Annotated in this window: 14 protein-coding genes, 14 tRNA genes, 3 rRNA genes and 1 pseudogene; 26 read left to right on the plus strand and 6 right to left on the minus strand. The window is 41.7% G+C overall.

The window, feature by feature from the left end; genetic code table 11:
* Positions 1-55: 55 nt before the first annotated feature.
* From CO686_RS09990 to CO686_RS10090, 20 genes are all read left to right on the plus strand, one after another.
* Positions 56-1,405 carry a glucose-6-phosphate isomerase gene (locus tag CO686_RS09990; RefSeq protein ID WP_000018244.1) on the plus strand — a complete coding sequence of 450 codons (1,350 nt, stop codon included), beginning with the start codon at positions 56-58 and terminating at the stop codon, positions 1,403-1,405.
* Between the two features lie 127 nt (positions 1,406-1,532).
* On the plus strand, positions 1,533-2,993 hold the full coding sequence (gltX, locus tag CO686_RS09995) for a glutamate--tRNA ligase (RefSeq protein ID WP_049549715.1): 1,461 nt from the start codon (positions 1,533-1,535) through the stop codon (positions 2,991-2,993).
* Positions 2,994-3,005: 12 nt separating this feature from the next.
* Positions 3,006-3,440: a cytidine deaminase family protein gene (locus CO686_RS10000; RefSeq protein ID WP_049549716.1), complete on the plus strand. Its 435-nt coding sequence runs from the start codon at positions 3,006-3,008 to the stop codon at positions 3,438-3,440.
* Positions 3,441-3,555: 115 nt separating this feature from the next.
* Positions 3,556-3,627: transfer RNA gene (locus CO686_RS10005), tRNA-Glu, on the plus strand.
* Positions 3,628-3,858: 231 nt separating this feature from the next.
* Positions 3,859-5,407 (plus strand): 16S ribosomal RNA (locus CO686_RS10015).
* A 51-nt stretch (positions 5,408-5,458) separates the two neighbouring features.
* Positions 5,459-5,531: transfer RNA gene (locus CO686_RS10020), tRNA-Ala, on the plus strand.
* 122 nt (positions 5,532-5,653) lie between these two features.
* A 23S ribosomal RNA gene (locus tag CO686_RS10025) occupies positions 5,654-8,554 on the plus strand.
* A 76-nt stretch (positions 8,555-8,630) separates the two neighbouring features.
* Positions 8,631-8,746: ribosomal RNA gene (gene rrf, locus CO686_RS10030) — 5S ribosomal RNA — on the plus strand.
* The 16S, 23S and 5S rRNA genes sit together here with 14 tRNA genes alongside, the layout of an rRNA operon.
* Before the next feature lie 105 nt (positions 8,747-8,851).
* Positions 8,852-8,924 (plus strand) — tRNA-Val (locus CO686_RS10035).
* A 5-nt stretch (positions 8,925-8,929) separates the two neighbouring features.
* Positions 8,930-9,000, plus strand: a tRNA-Gly gene (locus CO686_RS10040).
* 35 nt (positions 9,001-9,035) lie between these two features.
* A tRNA-Ile gene (locus tag CO686_RS10045) sits at positions 9,036-9,109 on the plus strand.
* A gap of 11 nt (positions 9,110-9,120) precedes the next feature.
* Positions 9,121-9,192, plus strand: a tRNA-Glu gene (locus CO686_RS10050).
* 6 nt (positions 9,193-9,198) lie between these two features.
* Positions 9,199-9,288 (plus strand) — tRNA-Ser (locus CO686_RS10055).
* Positions 9,289-9,299: 11 nt separating this feature from the next.
* Positions 9,300-9,373 (plus strand) — tRNA-Met (locus tag CO686_RS10060).
* A gap of 3 nt (positions 9,374-9,376) precedes the next feature.
* Positions 9,377-9,449: transfer RNA gene (locus CO686_RS10065), tRNA-Phe, on the plus strand.
* A 17-nt stretch (positions 9,450-9,466) separates the two neighbouring features.
* A tRNA-Tyr gene (locus tag CO686_RS10070) sits at positions 9,467-9,547 on the plus strand.
* 11 nt (positions 9,548-9,558) lie between these two features.
* Positions 9,559-9,629 (plus strand) — tRNA-Trp (locus CO686_RS10075).
* Between the two features lie 14 nt (positions 9,630-9,643).
* A tRNA-His gene (locus tag CO686_RS10080) sits at positions 9,644-9,716 on the plus strand.
* A 13-nt stretch (positions 9,717-9,729) separates the two neighbouring features.
* Positions 9,730-9,801 (plus strand) — tRNA-Gln (locus CO686_RS10085).
* Between the two features lie 9 nt (positions 9,802-9,810).
* Positions 9,811-9,894: transfer RNA gene (locus CO686_RS10090), tRNA-Leu, on the plus strand.
* A gap of 74 nt (positions 9,895-9,968) precedes the next feature.
* On the opposite strand, the pseudogene CO686_RS10095 reads toward CO686_RS10090, so the two are convergent.
* From CO686_RS10095 to CO686_RS10115, 5 genes and pseudogenes are all read right to left on the minus strand, one after another.
* Positions 9,969-11,100, minus strand: a pseudogene (locus CO686_RS10095) (tyrosine-type recombinase/integrase).
* A gap of 3 nt (positions 11,101-11,103) precedes the next feature.
* Positions 11,104-11,298, minus strand: coding sequence for a DUF3173 domain-containing protein (locus tag CO686_RS10100; protein WP_000598356.1), 195 nt, complete (start codon positions 11,296-11,298; stop codon positions 11,104-11,106).
* A 59-nt stretch (positions 11,299-11,357) separates the two neighbouring features.
* Positions 11,358-11,744, minus strand: a complete 387-nt coding sequence (locus CO686_RS10105) for a hypothetical protein (protein ID WP_001096844.1) — start codon at positions 11,742-11,744, stop codon at positions 11,358-11,360.
* A gap of 2 nt (positions 11,745-11,746) precedes the next feature.
* Positions 11,747-12,943 (minus strand): replication initiation factor domain-containing protein, encoded by a 1,197-nt coding sequence (locus tag CO686_RS10110; RefSeq protein WP_096753783.1) that lies wholly within the window; start codon positions 12,941-12,943, stop codon positions 11,747-11,749.
* A gap of 40 nt (positions 12,944-12,983) precedes the next feature.
* A complete protein-coding gene (locus tag CO686_RS10115; RefSeq protein WP_096753784.1) occupies positions 12,984-13,457 on the minus strand; it encodes a hypothetical protein in 474 nt (157 codons plus the stop codon).
* 319 nt (positions 13,458-13,776) lie between these two features.
* On the opposite strand from CO686_RS10115, the gene CO686_RS10120 reads away from it, so the two are divergent.
* Complete coding sequence (locus tag CO686_RS10120) at positions 13,777-14,223, plus strand: helix-turn-helix transcriptional regulator (protein WP_000287814.1); 447 nt, start codon at positions 13,777-13,779, stop codon at positions 14,221-14,223.
* Positions 14,224-14,386: 163 nt separating this feature from the next.
* On the opposite strand, the gene CO686_RS10125 is transcribed toward CO686_RS10120, so the two are convergent.
* Complete coding sequence (locus CO686_RS10125; protein ID WP_049518302.1) at positions 14,387-14,713, minus strand: DMT family transporter; 327 nt, start codon at positions 14,711-14,713, stop codon at positions 14,387-14,389.
* A gap of 295 nt (positions 14,714-15,008) precedes the next feature.
* Here CO686_RS10125 and CO686_RS10130 point away from each other — a divergent pair, with 295 nt between their 5' ends.
* The 5 genes from CO686_RS10130 (at position 15,009) to CO686_RS10150 (ending at position 20,466) form a co-directional block, all read left to right on the plus strand.
* Complete coding sequence (locus CO686_RS10130) at positions 15,009-15,284, plus strand: hypothetical protein (protein ID WP_219724175.1); 276 nt, start codon at positions 15,009-15,011, stop codon at positions 15,282-15,284.
* 389 nt (positions 15,285-15,673) lie between these two features.
* A complete protein-coding gene (locus tag CO686_RS10135; protein ID WP_096753786.1) occupies positions 15,674-16,951 on the plus strand; it encodes a glutamate-cysteine ligase family protein in 1,278 nt (425 codons plus the stop codon).
* A 74-nt stretch (positions 16,952-17,025) separates the two neighbouring features.
* Positions 17,026-18,510 carry a threonine synthase gene (gene thrC, locus CO686_RS10140; RefSeq protein WP_096753787.1) on the plus strand — a complete coding sequence of 495 codons (1,485 nt, stop codon included), beginning with the start codon at positions 17,026-17,028 and terminating at the stop codon, positions 18,508-18,510.
* Positions 18,511-18,570: 60 nt separating this feature from the next.
* On the plus strand, positions 18,571-19,851 hold the full coding sequence (locus tag CO686_RS10145; protein WP_096753788.1) for an MATE family efflux transporter: 1,281 nt from the start codon (positions 18,571-18,573) through the stop codon (positions 19,849-19,851).
* A gap of 3 nt (positions 19,852-19,854) precedes the next feature.
* Positions 19,855-20,466, plus strand: a complete 612-nt coding sequence (locus CO686_RS10150; protein ID WP_096753789.1) for an HAD family hydrolase — start codon at positions 19,855-19,857, stop codon at positions 20,464-20,466.
* The last annotated feature ends 157 nt before the right edge of the window (positions 20,467-20,623 follow it).

A 20,623-nucleotide genomic window follows, 5' to 3' on the forward strand; every position in this document is an offset into this window, starting at 1 on the left:
GAAAAAATCGAAGGTAAGCGTTATGATAGAAAAGAAGAAATTTTGGAGGATTATCATGTCACATATTAAATTTGATTATTCAAAAGTTTTAGACAAATTTGTTGCCCCACATGAAGTGGAATACATGCAAGCACAAGTAACAGCTGCAGACGAATTGATCCGTAAAGGAACTGGTGCTGGTAGTGACTTTTTGGGTTGGTTGGACCTTCCTGAAAACTACGACCGCGAAGAATTCGACCGCATCTTGAAAGCTGCTGAGCAAATCAAATCAGACAGCGATGTCTTGGTTGTAATTGGTATCGGTGGATCTTACCTTGGTGCCAAAGCAGCTATCGACTTCTTGAACCACCACTTTGCCAACTTGCAAACAAAAGAAGAACGCAAAGCTCCACAAATCCTTTACGCAGGAAACTCAATCTCATCTACTTACCTTGCTGACTTGGTAGAGTACGTAGCTGACAAAGACTTCTCAGTAAACGTGATTTCTAAATCAGGTACAACAACAGAACCAGCGATCGCTTTCCGTGTCTTCAAAGAACTTTTGGTTAAGAAATACGGACAAGAAGAAGCTAACAAACGTATCTACGCTACAACTGACCGCCAAAAAGGTGCTGTTAAGGTTGAAGCAGATGCTAATGGTTGGGAAACATTTGTGGTTCCAGATGACATCGGTGGACGCTTCTCAGTATTGACAGCAGTTGGATTGCTTCCAATCGCAGCATCAGGTGCAGACATCAAAGCCCTTATGGAAGGTGCGAACGCAGCTCGTAAAGACTACACTTCAGACAAGATTGCTGAAAATGAAGCTTACCAATACGCAGCAGTTCGTAACATCCTTTACCGTAAAGGCTACGCTACTGAAATCTTGGTAAACTACGAACCATCACTTCAATACTTCTCAGAATGGTGGAAACAATTGGCTGGTGAGTCAGAAGGGAAAGACCAAAAAGGAATTTACCCAACTTCAGCAAACTTCTCAACTGACTTGCACTCATTGGGTCAATTTATCCAAGAAGGAACTCGTATCATGTTCGAAACAGTTGTCCGTGTTGACAAACCACGTAAGAACGTGATCATTCCTACTTTGGAAGAAGACCTTGACGGACTTGGTTACCTTCAAGGAAAAGACGTTGACTTTGTAAACAAAAAAGCGACTGACGGTGTTCTTCTTGCCCACACTGACGGTGATGTACCAAACATGTACGTGACTCTTCCAGAGCAAGACGCTTTCACTCTTGGTTACACTATCTACTTCTTCGAATTGGCAATTGCCCTTTCAGGTTACTTGAATGCTATCAACCCATTTGACCAACCAGGTGTTGAAGCTTACAAACGTAACATGTTTGCCCTTCTTGGAAAACCAGGATTTGAAGAATTGAGCAAAGAGCTTAACGCACGTCTATAATAGAAGAAAAGAGTGGTTTGTCCACTCTTTTTACTCTCTTTATTCGTAGACATTGGACTCAGGCGAGACTTGTGATATAATATAGAAAGCAAAAAGGCAGACGCCTAGAGACTTTATAGGAGAAACTATGTCAAAAGATATCCGCGTACGCTACGCACCAAGTCCAACAGGACTACTACACATCGGAAATGCCCGTACAGCATTATTCAACTACCTTTACGCACGCCATCATGGTGGAACTTTTATTATTCGTATCGAAGATACCGACCGTAAACGCCATGTTGAGGATGGTGAACGTTCACAGCTTGAAAACCTTCGTTGGTTGGGCATGGACTGGGATGAAAGTCCAGAGACGCATGAAAATTACCGCCAATCTGAGCGTTTGGAACTCTATCAAAAATACATTGACCAATTGCTAGCTGAAGGAAAAGCCTACAAATCTTACGTCACAGAAGAAGAGTTGGCAGCTGAACGCGAACGCCAAGAAGCAGCTGGCGAAACACCACGTTACATCAATGAATATCTTGGCATGAGCGAAGAAGAAAAAGCAGCTTACATTGCAGAACGTGAAGCAGCCGGTATCATCCCAACTGTCCGTTTGGGTGTTAATGAATCTGGTATCTACAAATGGCATGATATGGTCAAAGGTGATATCGAGTTTGAAGGTGGCAACATCGGCGGTGACTGGGTGATTCAGAAGAAAGATGGCTACCCAACTTACAACTTTGCCGTTGTCATCGATGACCATGATATGCAGATTTCTCATGTTATCCGCGGTGATGACCACATTGCCAACACCCCAAAACAGCTCATGGTCTATGAAGCGCTTGGTTGGGATGCACCTGAGTTTGGTCACATGACTTTGATCATCAACTCTGAAACGGGTAAAAAATTGTCTAAACGTGACACCAACACCCTTCAATTTATCGAAGATTACCGTAAGAAGGGCTATCTTCCAGAAGCTGTCTTTAACTTTATCGCCCTTCTTGGCTGGAACCCTGGTGGGGAAGACGAAATCTTCTCTCGTGAGGAACTGATTAAACTCTTTGATGAAAATCGTCTCAGCAAGTCACCAGCTGCCTTCGATCAGAAGAAACTAGACTGGATGAGCAACGACTACATCAAGAGAGCCGATCTAGCTACTATCTTTGAAATGGCAAAACCATACTTAGAAGAAGCAGGGCGTTTGACTGACAAGTCTGAAAAAATGGTGGAACTCTACAAACCACAAATGAAGTCAGTGGATGAAATCGTTCCATTGACAGATCTTTTCTTCTCAGATTTCCCAGAGCTGACAGATGCTGAGCGCGAGGTCATGGCAGGAGAAACCGTTCCGGTTGTTCTAGAAGCCTTCAAAGCGAAACTAGAAGCAATGACAGATGAAGAATTTGTGACAGAAAACATCTTCCCACAAATCAAAGCAGTTCAAAAAGAAACGGGTATTAAAGGGAAAAACCTCTTCATGCCGATTCGTATTGCTGTATCAGGTGAAATGCATGGACCAGAACTTCCAGATACGATTTACCTATTAGGTCGTGAGAAATCTATCCAGCATATCGATAATATGCTCAAAGAGATTTCTAAATAAAAAGGACTTCCGATGGGTACATGGGAAAAGATGTATGAAGAAGCACGAGCCTTATACAATCCTCATGAAGTTTCTGACTTTGTTTATGCTAACCATGTTGTTGCTGCAGTAGAAGCAGAAGATGGTCAGATCTTCACAGGATTTTGTATGGAGGGCACTTGTGGCGTTTTTCATCTCTGTGCAGAACGAGCTGCTCTCTTCAATATGTATCAATTTTCAGGACAAACTAAAGTTAAGAAAATCCTCGCCTTTCGAGACAAACCTCCCTACGGCGAAGGATCAGGTATGCCCTGTGGCGCTTGCAGAGAATTTCTCTTAGAATTGAATGCTGAAAATAAAGAAGCAGAGTTCATGATGAACTACGAAACAAGAAAAACAATTAAGGTTGCTGAATTGATCCCTTACTGGTGGGGAGAGGAACGCGCGATTAATTGGCAAGATAAATAGAAGGAGTCAGTTGAACTGGCTTTTTCCTTTATCTTTTCAGAATTTCGATAAAGAGGAAAAAAGTCCTTGACAAAGGTAAAAAAGTAGGTATAATAGAAAGAGTTGAAAAGCTCAAGGTCCGTTGGTCAAGGGGTTAAGACACCGCCTTTTCACGGCGGTAACACGGGTTCGAATCCCGTACGGACTATGGTGTATTGCGGTTAAAAAAACTTGAAAAAAGTTTAAAAAATCTGTTGACAGAGACAGATGGCTGTGATATACTAATATAGTTGTCGCTTGAGAGAGAATGAGTGACAAAGACCTTTGAAAACTGAACAAGACGAACCAATGTGCAGGGCACTATAACTAAGGTTATAGTACTGAACAATGAAAAAAACAATAAATCTGTCAGTGACAGAAATGAGTAAGAACTCAAACTTTTAATGAGAGTTTGATCCTGGCTCAGGACGAACGCTGGCGGCGTGCCTAATACATGCAAGTAGAACGCTGAAGAGAGGAGCTTGCTCTTCTTGGATGAGTTGCGAACGGGTGAGTAACGCGTAGGTAACCTGCCTGGTAGCGGGGGATAACTATTGGAAACGATAGCTAATACCGCATAATAGTAGATGTTGCATGACATTTGCTTAAAAGGTGCAATTGCATCACTACCAGATGGACCTGCGTTGTATTAGCTAGTTGGTGAGGTAACGGCTCACCAAGGCAACGATACATAGCCGACCTGAGAGGGTGATCGGCCACACTGGGACTGAGACACGGCCCAGACTCCTACGGGAGGCAGCAGTAGGGAATCTTCGGCAATGGACGGAAGTCTGACCGAGCAACGCCGCGTGAGTGAAGAAGGTTTTCGGATCGTAAAGCTCTGTTGTAAGAGAAGAACGAGTGTGAGAGTGGAAAGTTCACACTGTGACGGTATCTTACCAGAAAGGGACGGCTAACTACGTGCCAGCAGCCGCGGTAATACGTAGGTCCCGAGCGTTGTCCGGATTTATTGGGCGTAAAGCGAGCGCAGGCGGTTAGATAAGTCTGAAGTTAAAGGCTGTGGCTTAACCATAGTACGCTTTGGAAACTGTTTAACTTGAGTGCAAGAGGGGAGAGTGGAATTCCATGTGTAGCGGTGAAATGCGTAGATATATGGAGGAACACCGGTGGCGAAAGCGGCTCTCTGGCTTGTAACTGACGCTGAGGCTCGAAAGCGTGGGGAGCAAACAGGATTAGATACCCTGGTAGTCCACGCCGTAAACGATGAGTGCTAGGTGTTAGACCCTTTCCGGGGTTTAGTGCCGCAGCTAACGCATTAAGCACTCCGCCTGGGGAGTACGACCGCAAGGTTGAAACTCAAAGGAATTGACGGGGGCCCGCACAAGCGGTGGAGCATGTGGTTTAATTCGAAGCAACGCGAAGAACCTTACCAGGTCTTGACATCCCTCTGACCGCTCTAGAGATAGAGCTTTCCTTCGGGACAGAGGTGACAGGTGGTGCATGGTTGTCGTCAGCTCGTGTCGTGAGATGTTGGGTTAAGTCCCGCAACGAGCGCAACCCCTATTGTTAGTTGCCATCATTCAGTTGGGCACTCTAGCGAGACTGCCGGTAATAAACCGGAGGAAGGTGGGGATGACGTCAAATCATCATGCCCCTTATGACCTGGGCTACACACGTGCTACAATGGCTGGTACAACGAGTCGCAAGCCGGTGACGGCAAGCTAATCTCTTAAAGCCAGTCTCAGTTCGGATTGTAGGCTGCAACTCGCCTACATGAAGTCGGAATCGCTAGTAATCGCGGATCAGCACGCCGCGGTGAATACGTTCCCGGGCCTTGTACACACCGCCCGTCACACCACGAGAGTTTGTAACACCCGAAGTCGGTGAGGTAACCTTTTAGGAGCCAGCCGCCTAAGGTGGGATAGATGATTGGGGTGAAGTCGTAACAAGGTAGCCGTATCGGAAGGTGCGGCTGGATCACCTCCTTTCTAAGGATAAGGAACTGCACATTGGTCTTGTTTAGTCTTGAGAGGTCTTGTGGGGCCTTAGCTCAGCTGGGAGAGCGCCTGCTTTGCACGCAGGAGGTCAGCGGTTCGATCCCGCTAGGCTCCATTGGTGAGAGATCACCAAGTAATGCACATTGAAAATTGAATATCTATATCAAATAGTAACAAGAAAATAAACCGAAACGCTGTAGTATTAAAAGAGTTTATGACTGAAAGGTCAAAAAATAAGGTTAAGTTAATAAGGGCGCACGGTGGATGCCTTGGCACTAGGAGCCGAAGAAGGACGTGACAAACGACGATATGCCTTGGGTAGCTGTAAGTAAGCGATGATCCAGGGATTTCCGAATGGGGGAACCCAACAGGTACTACCTGTTACCCGCATCTGTTAAGGATGTGAGGAGGAAGACGCAGTGAACTGAAACATCTAAGTAGCTGCAGGAAGAGAAAGCAAAAGCGATTGCCTTAGTAGCGGCGAGCGAAACGGCAGGAGGGCAAACCGAAGAGTTTACTCTTCGGGGTTGTAGGACTGCAATGTGGACTCAAAGATTATAGAAGAATGATTTGGGAAGATCAGCCAAAGAGAGTAATAGCCTCGTATTTAAAATAGTCTTTGTACCTAGCAGTATCCTGAGTACGGCGGGACACGTGAAATCCCGTCGGAATCTGGGAGGACCATCTCCCAACCCTAAATACTCCCTAGTGACCGATAGTGAACCAGTACCGTGAGGGAAAGGTGAAAAGCACCCCGGGAGGGGAGTGAAATAGAACCTGAAACCGTGTGCCTACAACAAGTTCGAGCCCGTTAATGGGTGAGAGCGTGCCTTTTGTAGAATGAACCGGCGAGTTACGATATGATGCGAGGTTAAGTTGAAGAGACGGAGCCGCAGGGAAACCGAGTCTGAATAGGGCGAATTAGTATCATGTCGTAGACCCGAAACCATGTGACCTACCCATGAGCAGGTTGAAGGTGCGGTAAGACGCACTGGAGGACCGAACCAGGGCACGTTGAAAAGTGCTTGGATGACTTGTGGGTAGCGGAGAAATTCCAAACGAACTTGGAGATAGCTGGTTCTCTCCGAAATAGCTTTAGGGCTAGCGTCGACATAAAGATTCTTGGAGGTAGAGCACTGTTTGGGTGAGGGGTCCATCCCGGATTACCAATCTCAGATAAACTCCGAATGCCAATGAATTATGGTCGGCAGTCAGACTGCGAGTGCTAAGATCCGTAGTCGAAAGGGAAACAGCCCAGACCACCAGCTAAGGTCCCAAAATAATTGTTAAGTGGAAAAGGATGTGGGGTTGCACAGACAACTAGGATGTTAGCTTAGAAGCAGCTATTCATTCAAAGAGTGCGTAATAGCTCACTAGTCGAGTGACCCTGCGCCGAAAATGTACCGGGGCTAAAACAATTTACCGAAGCTGTGGATACCTTTATAGGTATGGTAGGAGAGCGTTCTATGTGTGAAGAAGGTATACCGTGAGGAGTGCTGGAACGCATAGAAGTGAGAATGCCGGTATGAGTAGCGAAAGACAGGTGAGAATCCTGTCCACCGTAAGACTAAGGTTTCCAGGGGAAGGCTCGTCCGCCCTGGGTTAGTCGGGACCTAAGGAGAGACCGAAAGGTGTATCCGATGGACAACAGGTTGATATTCCTGTACTAGAGTATGTAGTGATGGAGGGACGCAGTAGGCTAACTAAAGCAGACGAATGGAAGAGTCTGTCTAAGCAGTGAGGTGTGAATTGAGTCAAATGCTTAGTTCTATAACATTGAGCTGTGATGGGGAGCGAAGTTTAGTAGCGAAGTTAGTGACGTCACACTGCCAAGAAAAGCTTCTAGCGTTTAAACATACTCTACCCGTACCGCAAACCGACACAGGTAGTCGAGGCGAGTAGCCTCAGGTGAGCGAGAGAACTCTCGTTAAGGAACTCGGCAAAATGACCCCGTAACTTCGGGAGAAGGGGTGCTGACTTTACGTCAGCCGCAGTGAATAGGCCCAAGCAACTGTTTATCAAAAACACAGCTCTCTGCTAAATCGTAAGATGATGTATAGGGGGTGACGCCTGCCCGGTGCTGGAAGGTTAAGAGGAGTGCTTAGCGTAAGCGAAGGTATGAATTGAAGCCCCAGTAAACGGCGGCCGTAACTATAACGGTCCTAAGGTAGCGAAATTCCTTGTCGGGTAAGTTCCGACCCGCACGAAAGGCGTAATGATTTGGGCACTGTCTCAACGAGAGACTCGGTGAAATTTTAGTACCTGTGAAGATGCAGGTTACCCGCGACAGGACGGAAAGACCCCATGGAGCTTTACTGCAGTTTGATATTGAGTGTCTGTACCACATGTACAGGATAGGTAGGAGTCTATGAGATCGGGACGCCAGTTTCGAAGGAGACGTTGTTGGGATACTACCCTTGTGTTATGGCCACTCTAACCCGGATAGGTTATCCCTATCGGAGACAGTGTCTGACGGGCAGTTTGACTGGGGCGGTCGCCTCCTAAAAGGTAACGGAGGCGCCCAAAGGTTCCCTCAGAATGGTTGGAAATCATTCGCAGAGTGTAAAGGTATAAGGGAGCTTGACTGCGAGAGCTACAACTCGAGCAGGGACGAAAGTCGGGCTTAGTGATCCGGTGGTTCCGTATGGAAGGGCCATCGCTCAACGGATAAAAGCTACCCTGGGGATAACAGGCTTATCTCCCCCAAGAGTTCACATCGACGGGGAGGTTTGGCACCTCGATGTCGGCTCGTCGCATCCTGGGGCTGTAGTCGGTCCCAAGGGTTGGGCTGTTCGCCCATTAAAGCGGCACGCGAGCTGGGTTCAGAACGTCGTGAGACAGTTCGGTCCCTATCCGTCGCGGGCGTAGGAAATTTGAGAGGATCTGCTCCTAGTACGAGAGGACCAGAGTGGACTTACCGCTGGTGTACCAGTTGTCTTGCCAAAGGCATCGCTGGGTAGCTATGTAGGGAAGGGATAAACGCTGAAAGCATCTAAGTGTGAAACCCACCTCAAGATGAGATTTCCCATGATTTTATATCAGTAAGAGCCCTGAGAGATGATCAGGTAGATAGGTTAGAAGTGGAAGTGTGGCGACACATGTAGCGGACTAATACTAATAGCTCGAGGACTTATCCAAAGTAACTGAGAATACGAAGTGTGAGGTTTTCTTGGTATTTGATAGATATTCAATTTTGAGTAGGTATTACTCAGAGTTAAGTGACGATAGCCTAGGAGATACACCTGTACCCATGCCGAACACAGCAGTTAAGCCCTAGAACGCCGGAAGTAGTTGGGGGTTGCCCCCTGTGAGATATGGAAGTCGCTTAGCTTGAGGGAGTTTAGCTTAGTTGTAATTGAGAGGAAATCGAAATTACAATCGGCGGATGAGAGAAACGAAGTTTCTTACCGTTGGCTGAGCTAGACTCCGCCCTTTGGGAGTTTAGCTCAGCTGGGAGAGCATCTGCCTTACAAGCAGAGGGTCAGCGGTTCGATCCCGTTAACTCCCATTTTAGCGGGTGTAGTTTAGTGGTAAAACTACAGCCTTCCAAGCTGTTGTCGCGAGTTCGATTCTCGTCACCCGCTTTGAACTTTGTTCAATTACCAAGTTTTTTAAACTTGGGCGCGTAGCTCAGGTGGTTAGAGCGCACGCCTGATAAGCGTGAGGTCGGTGGTTCGAGTCCACTCGTGCCCATTTATAAATATGGTCCGTTGGTCAAGGGGTTAAGACACCGCCTTTTCACGGCGGTAACACGGGTTCGAATCCCGTACGGACTATTTATTGGAGGATTACCCAAGTCCGGCTGAAGGGAACGGTCTTGAAAACCGTCAGGCGTGTAAAAGCGTGCGTGGGTTCGAATCCCACATCCTCCTTTTTATATTAACGCGGGATGGAGCAGCTCGGTAGCTCGTCGGGCTCATAACCCGAAGGTCGTAGGTTCAAATCCTGCTCCCGCAATTTGGCTCGGTAGCTCAGTTGGTAGAGCAATGGATTGAAGCTCCATGTGTCGGCGGTTCGATTCCGTCTCGCGCCATATTTTATTTATAACTTGGAAGGGTAGCGAAGAGGCTAAACGCGGCGGACTGTAAATCCGCTCCTTCGGGTTCGGGGGTTCGAATCCCTCCCCTTCCATTACTTTAGTTACGGGCATAGTTTAAAGGTAGAACTAAGGTCTCCAAAACCTTCAGTGTGGGTTCAATTCCTACTGCCCGTGTTAATATGATTATGGCGGGTGTGGTGAAGTGGTTAACACACCAGATTGTGGCTCTGGCATGCGTGGGTTCGATCCCCATCACTCGCCTATTTTATATTATTGGGGTATAGCCAAGCGGTAAGGCAAGGGACTTTGACTCCCTCATGCGTTGGTTCGAATCCAGCTACCCCAGTTACTATTTGCCGGCGTGGCGGAATTGGCAGACGCGCTGGACTCAAAATCCAGTGTCCGCAAGGACGTGCCGGTTCGACCCCGGCCGCCGGTATAGTAATAAAGACAAGGTTTTCGGACCTTGTCTTTTTTTCTTTGTTGTATGTCGAGTTACCAATTTTTTCCATTTTAAAATAAATCATCAAGTTTATTAGCCAATATTTTCTGTTTGCTAGGGTACAAATGAGAATAAGTATCAATTGTTGTTGTTATAGATGCATGTCCTAATCTTTCTTTGACAACAAGATAATCTTCTCCTTGATTTATTAGTAATGATGCATGAGAGTGTCTCAAATCATGAATTCTTATTTTCTTTAAATCTTTATCCCTTTCTAGTATTTGCTTAAACTTCTTATCAATCATATTTTTTGTAATAGTTATTGGTGTACTCTGTATTATTTGTAGTTCGTCAGTATTTTTGGTAAATTCCTTAAGTTTTTTTTTGTTTTTCTTTCCAATCTTTTAGCATTTCTGCTAATTTCTGATTGATTGTTATATTTCTAGTTCCTGATCGTGTTTTTGTTGTATTAATGTAGCTTGTATTACTTACAAAGTATACCGTTTTGGTAACGAAAAATGTATTTGTTAAAAGATTTATATCATTCCAGTTCAATGCGAGTATTTCTCCCATTCTCATCCCAGTAAAGAAAGCAATCACGAAAAACAGGTCATAGCTTATTTCATCATCTCGAATAAGTTCTCTAAATCTCGTGAATTCTTCTATGCTCCAAAATTTGATATTAGGCTTCCTAATTGGTAATTTTCTCAGATTCTCAACAGGATTTTTATCAATAAGGGATTTTCTTATACCAGTATCAAAAATTTTTTTAAGTAGAATTAAGACTTTATTAATTGTATTATAACTTAAAGTTTCATTTTCATTTTGTTTTTTAGGCTTTGTTTTTAGGTATTCACGAAATTCGAATATATGGTCATACGTTAATTTATTTAAATTTGTATTTTTAAAATAAGGCTTAATATGACGCTCATAATTGTTTCTTTGTGTACTTGTATAGCTTATTTTTCTGCCATTTTTCAAATCGTCTTCTTCAAGCAACTGGAATAACATATCTGTTGTTACTACAAAGTCAAATTGTTTTTCTTTTAATTCTACAACTCGAATATGTTGTTCCAGTTCTAGTGCTTCCTTTTTAGATTTTAATCCTTTTCGAATGATACGTATTCTTTTTTGTGTGACTGGGTGGAAACCATTAGAAACATCAACGGTCCATTTACCACTTTTAGTTTTACGAATAGTCATTCATTATGCTTCTTTCTGGAGTTCAATTCCTAGTAGTTCTTCAGCGACACTGGCTGGAATAGTACCAATCCGTTTGTTATCGTAGATATTAAAACCACGATTCACTAATAGTAATTTGCCAGTATGGATAATCTTTCTTGCAGTTCCTGGAGCAAATCCAAGTTCGATAAGGTCATCTTTTGTTACAGTTTTAATCATGTGATCTCCTTTTCTAATTAAATTAAGTAAGGGGAGGATTAACTCCCCTTGTTTGATACTTATTTTTGTTTTACATCTACTAAATGGATAGCATCCGCCTTGTAATACATCGTTGAACTAATCATAGTGGCTTGTAAATTGTCAAATGTAACTGGTACTTGATCCATTGCTTGGATATAGTCATTATCGACTAAAGCTTCTGGATTGTCTACTGAGACTTGGGTTGATTTCTTTTTGAATTGTCCATCCTTAATCGTTACATTGTATTTCCAACCAATGATTTTATCGGTATTAAAACGTCTTTCGCTACCATCTCGGTTTTTGATAATTTCTCCGTTTGCATCTGCTCGGACTTCTGTTTCAAATTTTGGAATAACTTCATCCAATTCAAATTTTGTTCCAATGTTATTAAAATTCCAGTCATTTTGTGAAAGCATTTTTGCCATAGTTAATTTCTCCTTTTGATATTTTCTTTGATTGTAGGGATTAAATCCTCTCTTTGAAAGAGAATTGCCCTTTCTATTAATCCACTTGCTAAATCTGGTGGATATTTCATATTGTTGAGTGCGAGATAGTTAGATTTCTCATACTCATGCAGTAAATTATTGTCGTATAGAAATTTATAAGCTTTTAGAATAGCCCCTGAACCTTTATAGGTAAACCATTCTAATTTTTGTTCTAGTTCTGTTTTTGGTTTTGGAATAATGATAGAGATAGGTTTTGAGTGACCTAAAAACTTTTCCCAAGTTCTCAAAGGTTTTGAGAAATGGCTATCACTATAGAATCTCACTTTTTCTTTGAGATATCCCTTGGTAAAGTTGAGAAGTTCTATTTCTGAATGCAACCATTCTTGAATGAAGTAGTGAGCTTTTTCTTTCCTAAGTTCTAACTCAGTTCTTATCCAATTTTCTATATACCGCTTGCTGATGCCGAGCTTCTCAGCTCGTTCTAAGCGTTTATCATAAATTCTAAGTCTTTCATCATCATTGGGTTTTCTCAAATATAAGGTTTGGCCGATTGTTTCATCTCCGTAGGTATTGTAGTAGGTGCTTTTTCCATATATAAAGCGTTTCTTCTGACAAATCTTTAGAAGCTGATTAGGAGTGAAATAGGGTGTTTCATTAAAATCATCTATTGCAATATCAATTCGTCTTACTGAAAATTGATTGTAATTGTAGTAGAGGTTGTTCAGAAACTGTCTTTCGGACAGACTATTTGGATCTAATACCATATCTCTAAAGAACTCGAGTGCCTGTCCTGACATGACAAGCATGTAGGACGACTCTTTCGCTCCATAGTAGATACGGATATTCCCATAATGAAACTGGCTATCATAGTTATAGTATTTAAGGCTCCCTTTATTCTCAATAAATAGGTTATAGTCAAGAAATAGAATATCTTCGATTATTTCTCTTGGCGAAAATTCAGTCTTATCAAACTGAATTTGAATCCAGTCAAATACAGAACGTAAATGTTCATTTTTTGCCATAGATTTTGATTCAACTTTTTGCCTAATTTTGCCACCCTTAAAATCTCCGAAACCCTTGGGAATACTGAATTCTTTCGATGGTACACCTAACTTGCAGAGGGTGGTGTTACTACACACCCTATCGGTCAAAAATGGTCCGTCCGCATCTACGCTCATTTTCGGCTTTCTGCCTCATGGCTCAGCCGAAAACTCGCTATTAGCCGAACCTATTTTTTGACCTCTTCTGAACAAAACCTAGTAAGCCGGTTTGCATCGACTCTTCAATATCTTGGATTTTCTTTTTTAGGTTGGAATTCTCAATTTTTATCAGTCGCATTTCTCGCTTAAATTCCTGTTTTAAGGCGCTCAGTTCATCGTAGAGCTCATCTATTACTTGGTTTAGGGATTCATGTTCATTGTCTGCTAGACTCCCAAATACGGCTTGTATAGCCTCTTTTAGACCTATTTCAAGTTTTAGTTTAGCTAACTTTTGAAATTGTCTAAGGTCTTCGTCTGTAAAATCATAGGCAACTGTATAACTTAATTGATGAGTTCTGGGATTTCTACTGATAGGAACTTTAATTTTCTTAAATTCCTTGCCACTTATCTCTTTAATCAGTTGAATCCAATTTTTAAGAGTAGAGGTAGAGTTTAGGCCAGAAATTTGATTGACTAACTCTTTATTGGTCATCTTTTTGTGAAACCTCCGAAATTTTCTTGTGCAACTGAAGAGTTTTCTGTGGTATAATTGTTACATAATATGTTTTGATCTTGGAACGAACGGCACATTTGTTTCAAGATTTTTTATTTTGTCGAATCCTACCTCCTTTATTAAAATTTTTTAAATCGACTACTAGTTACATACGCTTTTACCTCCTTTTATGCTATAATATTCTCAATGGAATATTCAATCTCAAAATAAATATTCCTTATGGAATAATTCTATTTTATACCGTTTAGAATATTTTGTCAAGCTAAAATATACGAATAAGAATATCTATAGGAGAATTATGTATACAGAGGATTATAAATTTTCAGAGAGGTTAAAAACTCTCAGAAAATCAAAAAAGTTAACTCAAGTACAAATATCGGAATTAATTGGAGTTCAACAAGGGACATATTCTCGGTGGGAGAATGGAACGTTAGAACCAGGATTAGAATTCGTTGTGAAATTAGCAAATATCTTTGGGACTACTACAGATTATTTGCTGGGACAAAAACCTTATTCAATTATCAGTAGTTTACCTCTAGAACAATTAGATCTTACCAATATTGCAAACTTTTCAAAGGATGAGTTTGATATTTTGAAACATTCAATAGCAGTTTCGGTGGCAAGAAATAAAATAAAGGCAACAGAACTAAAAGATAGAGTTATAGAAAAAAATCAGTTGTCAGAAAAAGATGCAGAACTTTTGAATAAGATTTTTGAAGAAGTTAAAACTTATTGGGAAAATTAGGAGGACGCTAGTCTTCAAAATTCCCTCCCAAAATGTGTCCAAAATATTGACAGAATTCTAGCTTTTCATTATAGTTCTTATGGAACTTTTTTTCTACAACAAAATAGGCTCCATAATATCCATAGGGGATTTACCCACTACAAATAGTATAGAGCCGGTTTTATTAATGTCCTGCATTTCCTAATAAGTTAACCATGACAACACCAATGATAATCAAAATTAAACCGATAATGCTATAAACATTTAGTGTTTCTTTGAAAATCATTACTGCGATAGAGGCTATCAAAACTAAACCGACAGCTGACCATGTTGCATAAGCTATTCCTACAGGAATTTTTTGCATTGCTAGTGATAAGAAATAGAAACAAACGCCATAGCTAAGTAGGGCAGAAACGGTTGGAATAGGCTTTGTAAAACCGTCTGATAATTTCAAAAGGTTAGTTCCCAATATCTCTCCTACAATGGCGATAAAAAGATAAAAGTATGACATGTCTTTAACCTCCTATATGTCATGTTTTTGCTCTAAGAGCTATTATAGCTATCCGTTTTTTATAAATCTTGGCACAAGTCATGAGAATTTGTAGTAAAACTGTGGCAGACACTTTTTCAGAACCAATAGCTGATAAGTTTAGTATATCATAAGATAAATTTTAAATAAAGTCTTAATTTATTTCAATGTCTTGCGTGGTCTCGATTTTACTGGTAAAATTACTTTTAAGAACTTTAAAAAAGAGGCTTCTATATTTGACAAAACAATGACTTGTTGTCCCGAATGTGGGCATCCTTTGGAGAAAAAATTTTTAAAAGATGAGGGAGATATTCCTTATTGTTCACAATGTGCGAGTTTTCGTTTTCCAGTCTTTAATACAGCAATTAGTGCGATTTTATTTAATGAAAAACATGATAAGATTCTCTTGATTAAGCAATATGACATGGCTGAGCATATTTTGCTAGCTGGTTATGTGTCTAATGATATTCACAACCAATTTCTACAATCATTAAAGGCAATTAATTTAGCCTCTCTTATTACGGATATGGGTAATAAAATTGCACAAAACTAGTCCAAAACTCTTTTTAATAAGGAGTATACTTTCTAGCATTTTATAGTTACTAAAAAGTATCTAAACTTTGGAAGTGATACTAAGTTTTAAAAAATATTATGGAAAAAAAGCTTATAAAATCAATATTTCTGAGATTTAAAACTAATAATATTAGACTCAAAATCCAGTGTCCATTAGGACGTGCCGGTTCGACCCCGGCCGCCGGTATAGTATGAAAGACAAGGTTTTCGGACCTTGTTTTTTGATTTAGTGAAGATTTTGATATTTTTCTTTAAGTACAGATAACTGATGAATCATCTTTTTTTCTTATTCTAGTCATTTTTAGTGTATTTTTGGTATAATATTACTTATTCACAATTTATTTTGATTATGAAAGAGTTTGGTGATTAATGTCTCGGTCTGTTGAATTACTAAAGAAACGTTACTTAAAGAATATAAAAGAGAACCCTGATTTATTTATTGGTATTGAGTTAGAATATCCTATTGTAAATTTAGAGGGTAAAGCTACAGATGGTGAAGTTGTTAAGAATCTCTTTCGGTATTTACCATCAGTACTGGGTTTTACTATCGAAAAAGTGGATGATTTTGGGAATCCAATTCAGTTGCTTGATCCAGTCAGTCAAGATACAATCTTATTCGAGGTTGCTTATACTACAATTGAGTTTGCATTCGGAAAGGCCGAATCTATCCAAGAGGTAGAAGAACGCTTTAACTTCTATATGGCTACGATTCAGAATAAGTTGGGCGAAGCTAATCATGCTATTGTTGGTTGTGGTATTCATCCCAACTGGGATAAAAATGAGAATTGTTCAGTGTCTTATCCCCGCTATCAGATGTTGATGGCTTATCTGAATTTGAGTAGAAATGTAACTAAATCAGATTTACATCATTTCCCTGAGTATGGTGCCTTTATCTGTGGAAGTCAGGTTCAACTAGACGTTTCAAGTTCCAACTACCTGCGTGTTATCAATGCTTTTACGCAAATTGAAGCTGCTAAAGCTTATTTGTTTGCAAACTCTGAGTTTTCTGGTGCGGATTGGGATACCAAAATTTCGAGAGATATTTTTTGGGAAGAATCCATGCATGGTATCTATCCAGAGAATGTTGGTGTCAATACTAGACTATTTAAAGATGAGGATGATTTTTTTGACTATTTAAATCATTCTGCGATTTTTACTGCGGAGCGTGATGGGCAGACCTATTATTTTTATCCGATTCAGGCTAGGGACTATTTGGCTACACCTGAAATCCAAGCATTTACCCTTAATGGGGATGAGGTGTTAATTCATCCTCAGGAGGAAGATTTCCAAACTCATCGTAGTTACCAGTACCAAGACTTAACGACTCGAGGGACAGTTGAGTTTCGTAGTGTGTGTACTCAGCCGCTTGATAGGACTTTTGCTTCTGCTGCTTTTCACTTGGGCTTGTTGGTTCATTTAGACAAGCTTGAAGCTTACTTGCAATCTGCACCATTTTTTACCACATTTGGTCGTGATTATAAGTCATTGAGGCGACAATTTTCTAAGAAAATGCTCACAGTTGAGGAAGAAACTGCGATTGTCGAGTTTTCAAAAGGCTTACTCCTTCTAGCTGAGGAAGGTCTGGAGAAGAGAGGTAAGCAAGAAATGAGCTATTTACAGCCTTTGAAAGAAGAATTGAGCCTATAATTTCTCTGATAAAGGGAGAATTTTCTGAAAAATCATGATATAATGGAATAGACTATAGATAAAGGATAGAGATTATGACATTAGTTTATCAATCAACGCGTGATGCGAATAATACAGTAACTGCCAGTCAAGCTATTTTGCAAGGTTTGGCGACGGACGGAGGTCTCTTTACCCCTCTTACTTATCCAAAGGTGGATTTGGACTTTGAAAAATTGAAAGATGCTTCTTACCAAGAAGTGGCTAAGTTAGTTTTGTCAGCCTTTTTAGATGACTTTACAGCTGAGGAGTTGGACTACTGTATCAACAATGCCTACGATAGCAAGTTTGATACTCCAGCTATTGCGCCATTGGTGAAATTGGATGGGCAATACAACTTGGAATTGTTCCATGGTTCAACGATTGCCTTTAAGGATATGGCCTTGTCTATCTTGCCATACTTTATGACGACGGCCGCTAAAAAGCATGGTTTAGAGAACAAGATTGTCATTTTGACAGCGACATCTGGTGATACTGGAAAAGCGGCTATGGCAGGGTTTGCGGATGTACCTGGTACTGAGATTATCGTCTTTTATCCAAAGGATGGTGTCAGCAAGGTACAAGAGTTGCAAATGACTACTCAGACTGGCGGCAATACTCATGTTATCGCTATTGATGGAAACTTTGACGATGCGCAAACAAACGTGAAGCATATGTTTAATGATGTGGCTCTTCGTGAAAAATTGGCTGCCAATAAACTGCAATTTTCATCAGCTAACTCTATGAACATTGGTCGTTTGGTACCACAGATTGTTTATTATGTTTATGCCTACGCTCAGTTGGTCAAGACTGGTGAGATTGTGGCTGGTGATAAGGTCAACTTCACAGTACCAACAGGAAACTTTGGAAATATCTTGGCTGCCTTTTATGCCAAGCAAATTGGTCTGCCAGTTGGTAAATTGATCTGTGCTTCAAATGACAATAATGTTTTAACTGACTTCTTCAAGACACGTGTTTACGATAAGAAACGTGAGTTTAAAGTAACAACTAGTCCATCTATGGATATCTTGGTATCTTCAAACTTGGAGCGTTTGATTTTCCATCTTTTGGGGAATGATGCGGTTAAGACAGCTGAACTCATGAATGCCTTGAGTACACAAGGACAATATGAATTGACAGACTTTGATGCAGCGATTCTGGAACTCTTTGTAGCTGAATATGCGACTGAGGAAGAAACTGCGACAGAAATTAAACGTGTTTATGATACAGATGCCTACATCGAGGACCCACACACAGCTGTTGCCTCAGCTGTTTATAGAAAATACCAAGTGGCTACTGGCGATGCGACTAAGACAGTGATTGCTTCAACAGCTAGTCCATACAAGTTCCCAGTGGTTGCCGTAGAAGCGGTAACAGGAAAATCAGGCTTAACTGACTTTGAAGCCTTGGCTCAATTACATGACATTTCAGGAGTGGCAGTGCCACCAGCGGTTGATGGGCTTGAAACAGCTCCGGTTCGTCATAAAACAACAGTGGCAGCTGCTGACATGCAAGCAGCGGTGGAGACTTATCTAGGACTTTAAGACAGAGGAAGTAAACTCGGTTGGGAAACCAACTGAGTTTCTTTTCATCAGGAGGAGAGATTGTTTAAGAAAAATAAAGACATTCTTAATATTGCATTGCCAGCTATGGGTGAAAACTTTTTGCAGATGCTCATGGGAATGGTGGACAGCTACTTGGTCGCCCACTTGGGCTTGATCGCTATTTCAGGTGTTTCAGTGGCTGGCAATATTATCACGATTTACCAGGCGATTTTTATCGCTCTGGGAGCTGCTATTTCCAGTGTTATTTCAAAAAGTTTGGGGCAGAAAGATCAGTCCAAGTTGGCTTATCACGTGACAGAGGCTCTCAAGATAACCCTATTGCTGAGTGCACTTTTAGGCGCCTTATCGCTCTTTGCTGGGCAAGAGATGATAGGACTCTTGGGCACTGAGCAGGATGTGGCCGAGAGTGGTGGACTCTACCTATCTTTGGTAGGCGGATCGATTGTTCTCTTGGGCTTGATGACGAGTCTAGGTGCCTTGATTCGTGCAACGCATAATCCGCGTCTACCCCTCTATGTGAGTCTTTTATCCAATGCCTTGAATATTCTTTTTTCAAGTCTAGCTATTTTTGTCCTTGATATGGGGATAGCAGGTGTTGCTTGGGGGACTATCTTGTCTCGCTTAGTCGGTCTTGTGATTTTGTGGTCGCAATTAAAGCTACCTTTTGAGAAACCGACTTTTGGTTTAGATAAGGAACTATTGACTTTGGCTTTGCCAGCGGCAGGAGAACGTCTCATGATGCGGGCTGGAGATGTAGTGATCATTGCCTTGGTTGTTTCTTTTGGGACGGAGGCAGTAGCGGGAAATGCAGTCGGAGAAGTCTTGACCCAGTTTAACTATATGCCTGCCTTTGGCGTCGCTATGGCGACGGTCATGCAGGTAGCTCGAGCAGTTGGAGAGGATAACTGGGAAAGAGTAGATGATTTGAGCAAGCAAACCTTTTGGCTTTCCCTGCTTCTCATGTTGCCCTTAACTCTCAGTATCTATGCCTTGGGGACACCATTGACTCATCTCTATACGACCGACCCTGTAGCGGTCGAAGCGAGCGTTTTGGTTGCACTGTTCTCTCTACTAGGAACCCCCATGGCGACAGGGACAGTTATTTATACGGCAGTTTGGCAGGGCTTGGGAAATGCTAGCCTCCCCTTTTATGCGACAAGTATTGGGATGTGGTGTATCCGCATTGGGACAGCTTATCTGATGGGTATTGTTCTTGGTTGGGGCTTGCCTGGTATTTGGGCAGGGACTCTCTTGGATAATGGTTTTCGTTGGTTATTTCTACGTTACCGTTACCAGCGTTATATGATGTTGAAAGGATAGGAGATGCAAAAAATAGCCTTTATTTGGGATTTAGACGGGACTTTATTGGACTCTTACGAAGCGATTTTGTCAGGGATTGAGGAGACATTTGCTCAGTTTTCTATTCCTTATGATAAGGAAAAAGTGAGAGAGTTTATCCTCAGGTACTCTGTGCAGGACTTGCTGGAGAAGGTGGCAGAAGAGAGAAATCTGGATGCGGAAGTACTCAACCAGGTGCGTGCCCAAAGTCTGGCTGAGAAAAATGCCCAGGTAGTTTTGATGCCAGGTGCGCGTGAAGTGCTAGCTTGGGCAGACGAAGCAGGGATTCAGCAGTTTGTCTATACTCATAAGGGGGATAATGCTTTTGCCATTCTCAGAGACTTGGGGTTGGAATCCTATTTCAAAGAGATTTTAACCAGTCAGAGTGGCTTTGCGCGCAAGTCCAGTCCAGAAGCGGCGACCTATCTGCTAGACAAGTATGAGTTGGATTCTGAGAAGACCTATTATATAGGGGACCGGACTTTGGATGTGGAATTTGCCCAGAATAGTGGCCTTCAAAGCATCAACTTTTTAGAGTCTTCTTATGAAGTGAATCACAGGATTCAAGCACTGGCAGATATTCCTCGTATTTTCTAGGATTAGGAGCGAGAAGATTGTGTCAGTTTTATGACAGAAACCTAACAAACTATTTCAAGTAATCGAGTTTGTTACAGGGAATAGACAGTTCTGTTAAATAGGCCCGAGAGGGCTTTTTTTCTGCTTTTTTTGTGTTATGATAGACAGGTACTCATTT

It is taken from the genome of Streptococcus oralis (assembly GCF_002386345.1).
GTDB lineage: Bacteria > Bacillota > Bacilli > Lactobacillales > Streptococcaceae > Streptococcus > Streptococcus oralis_S.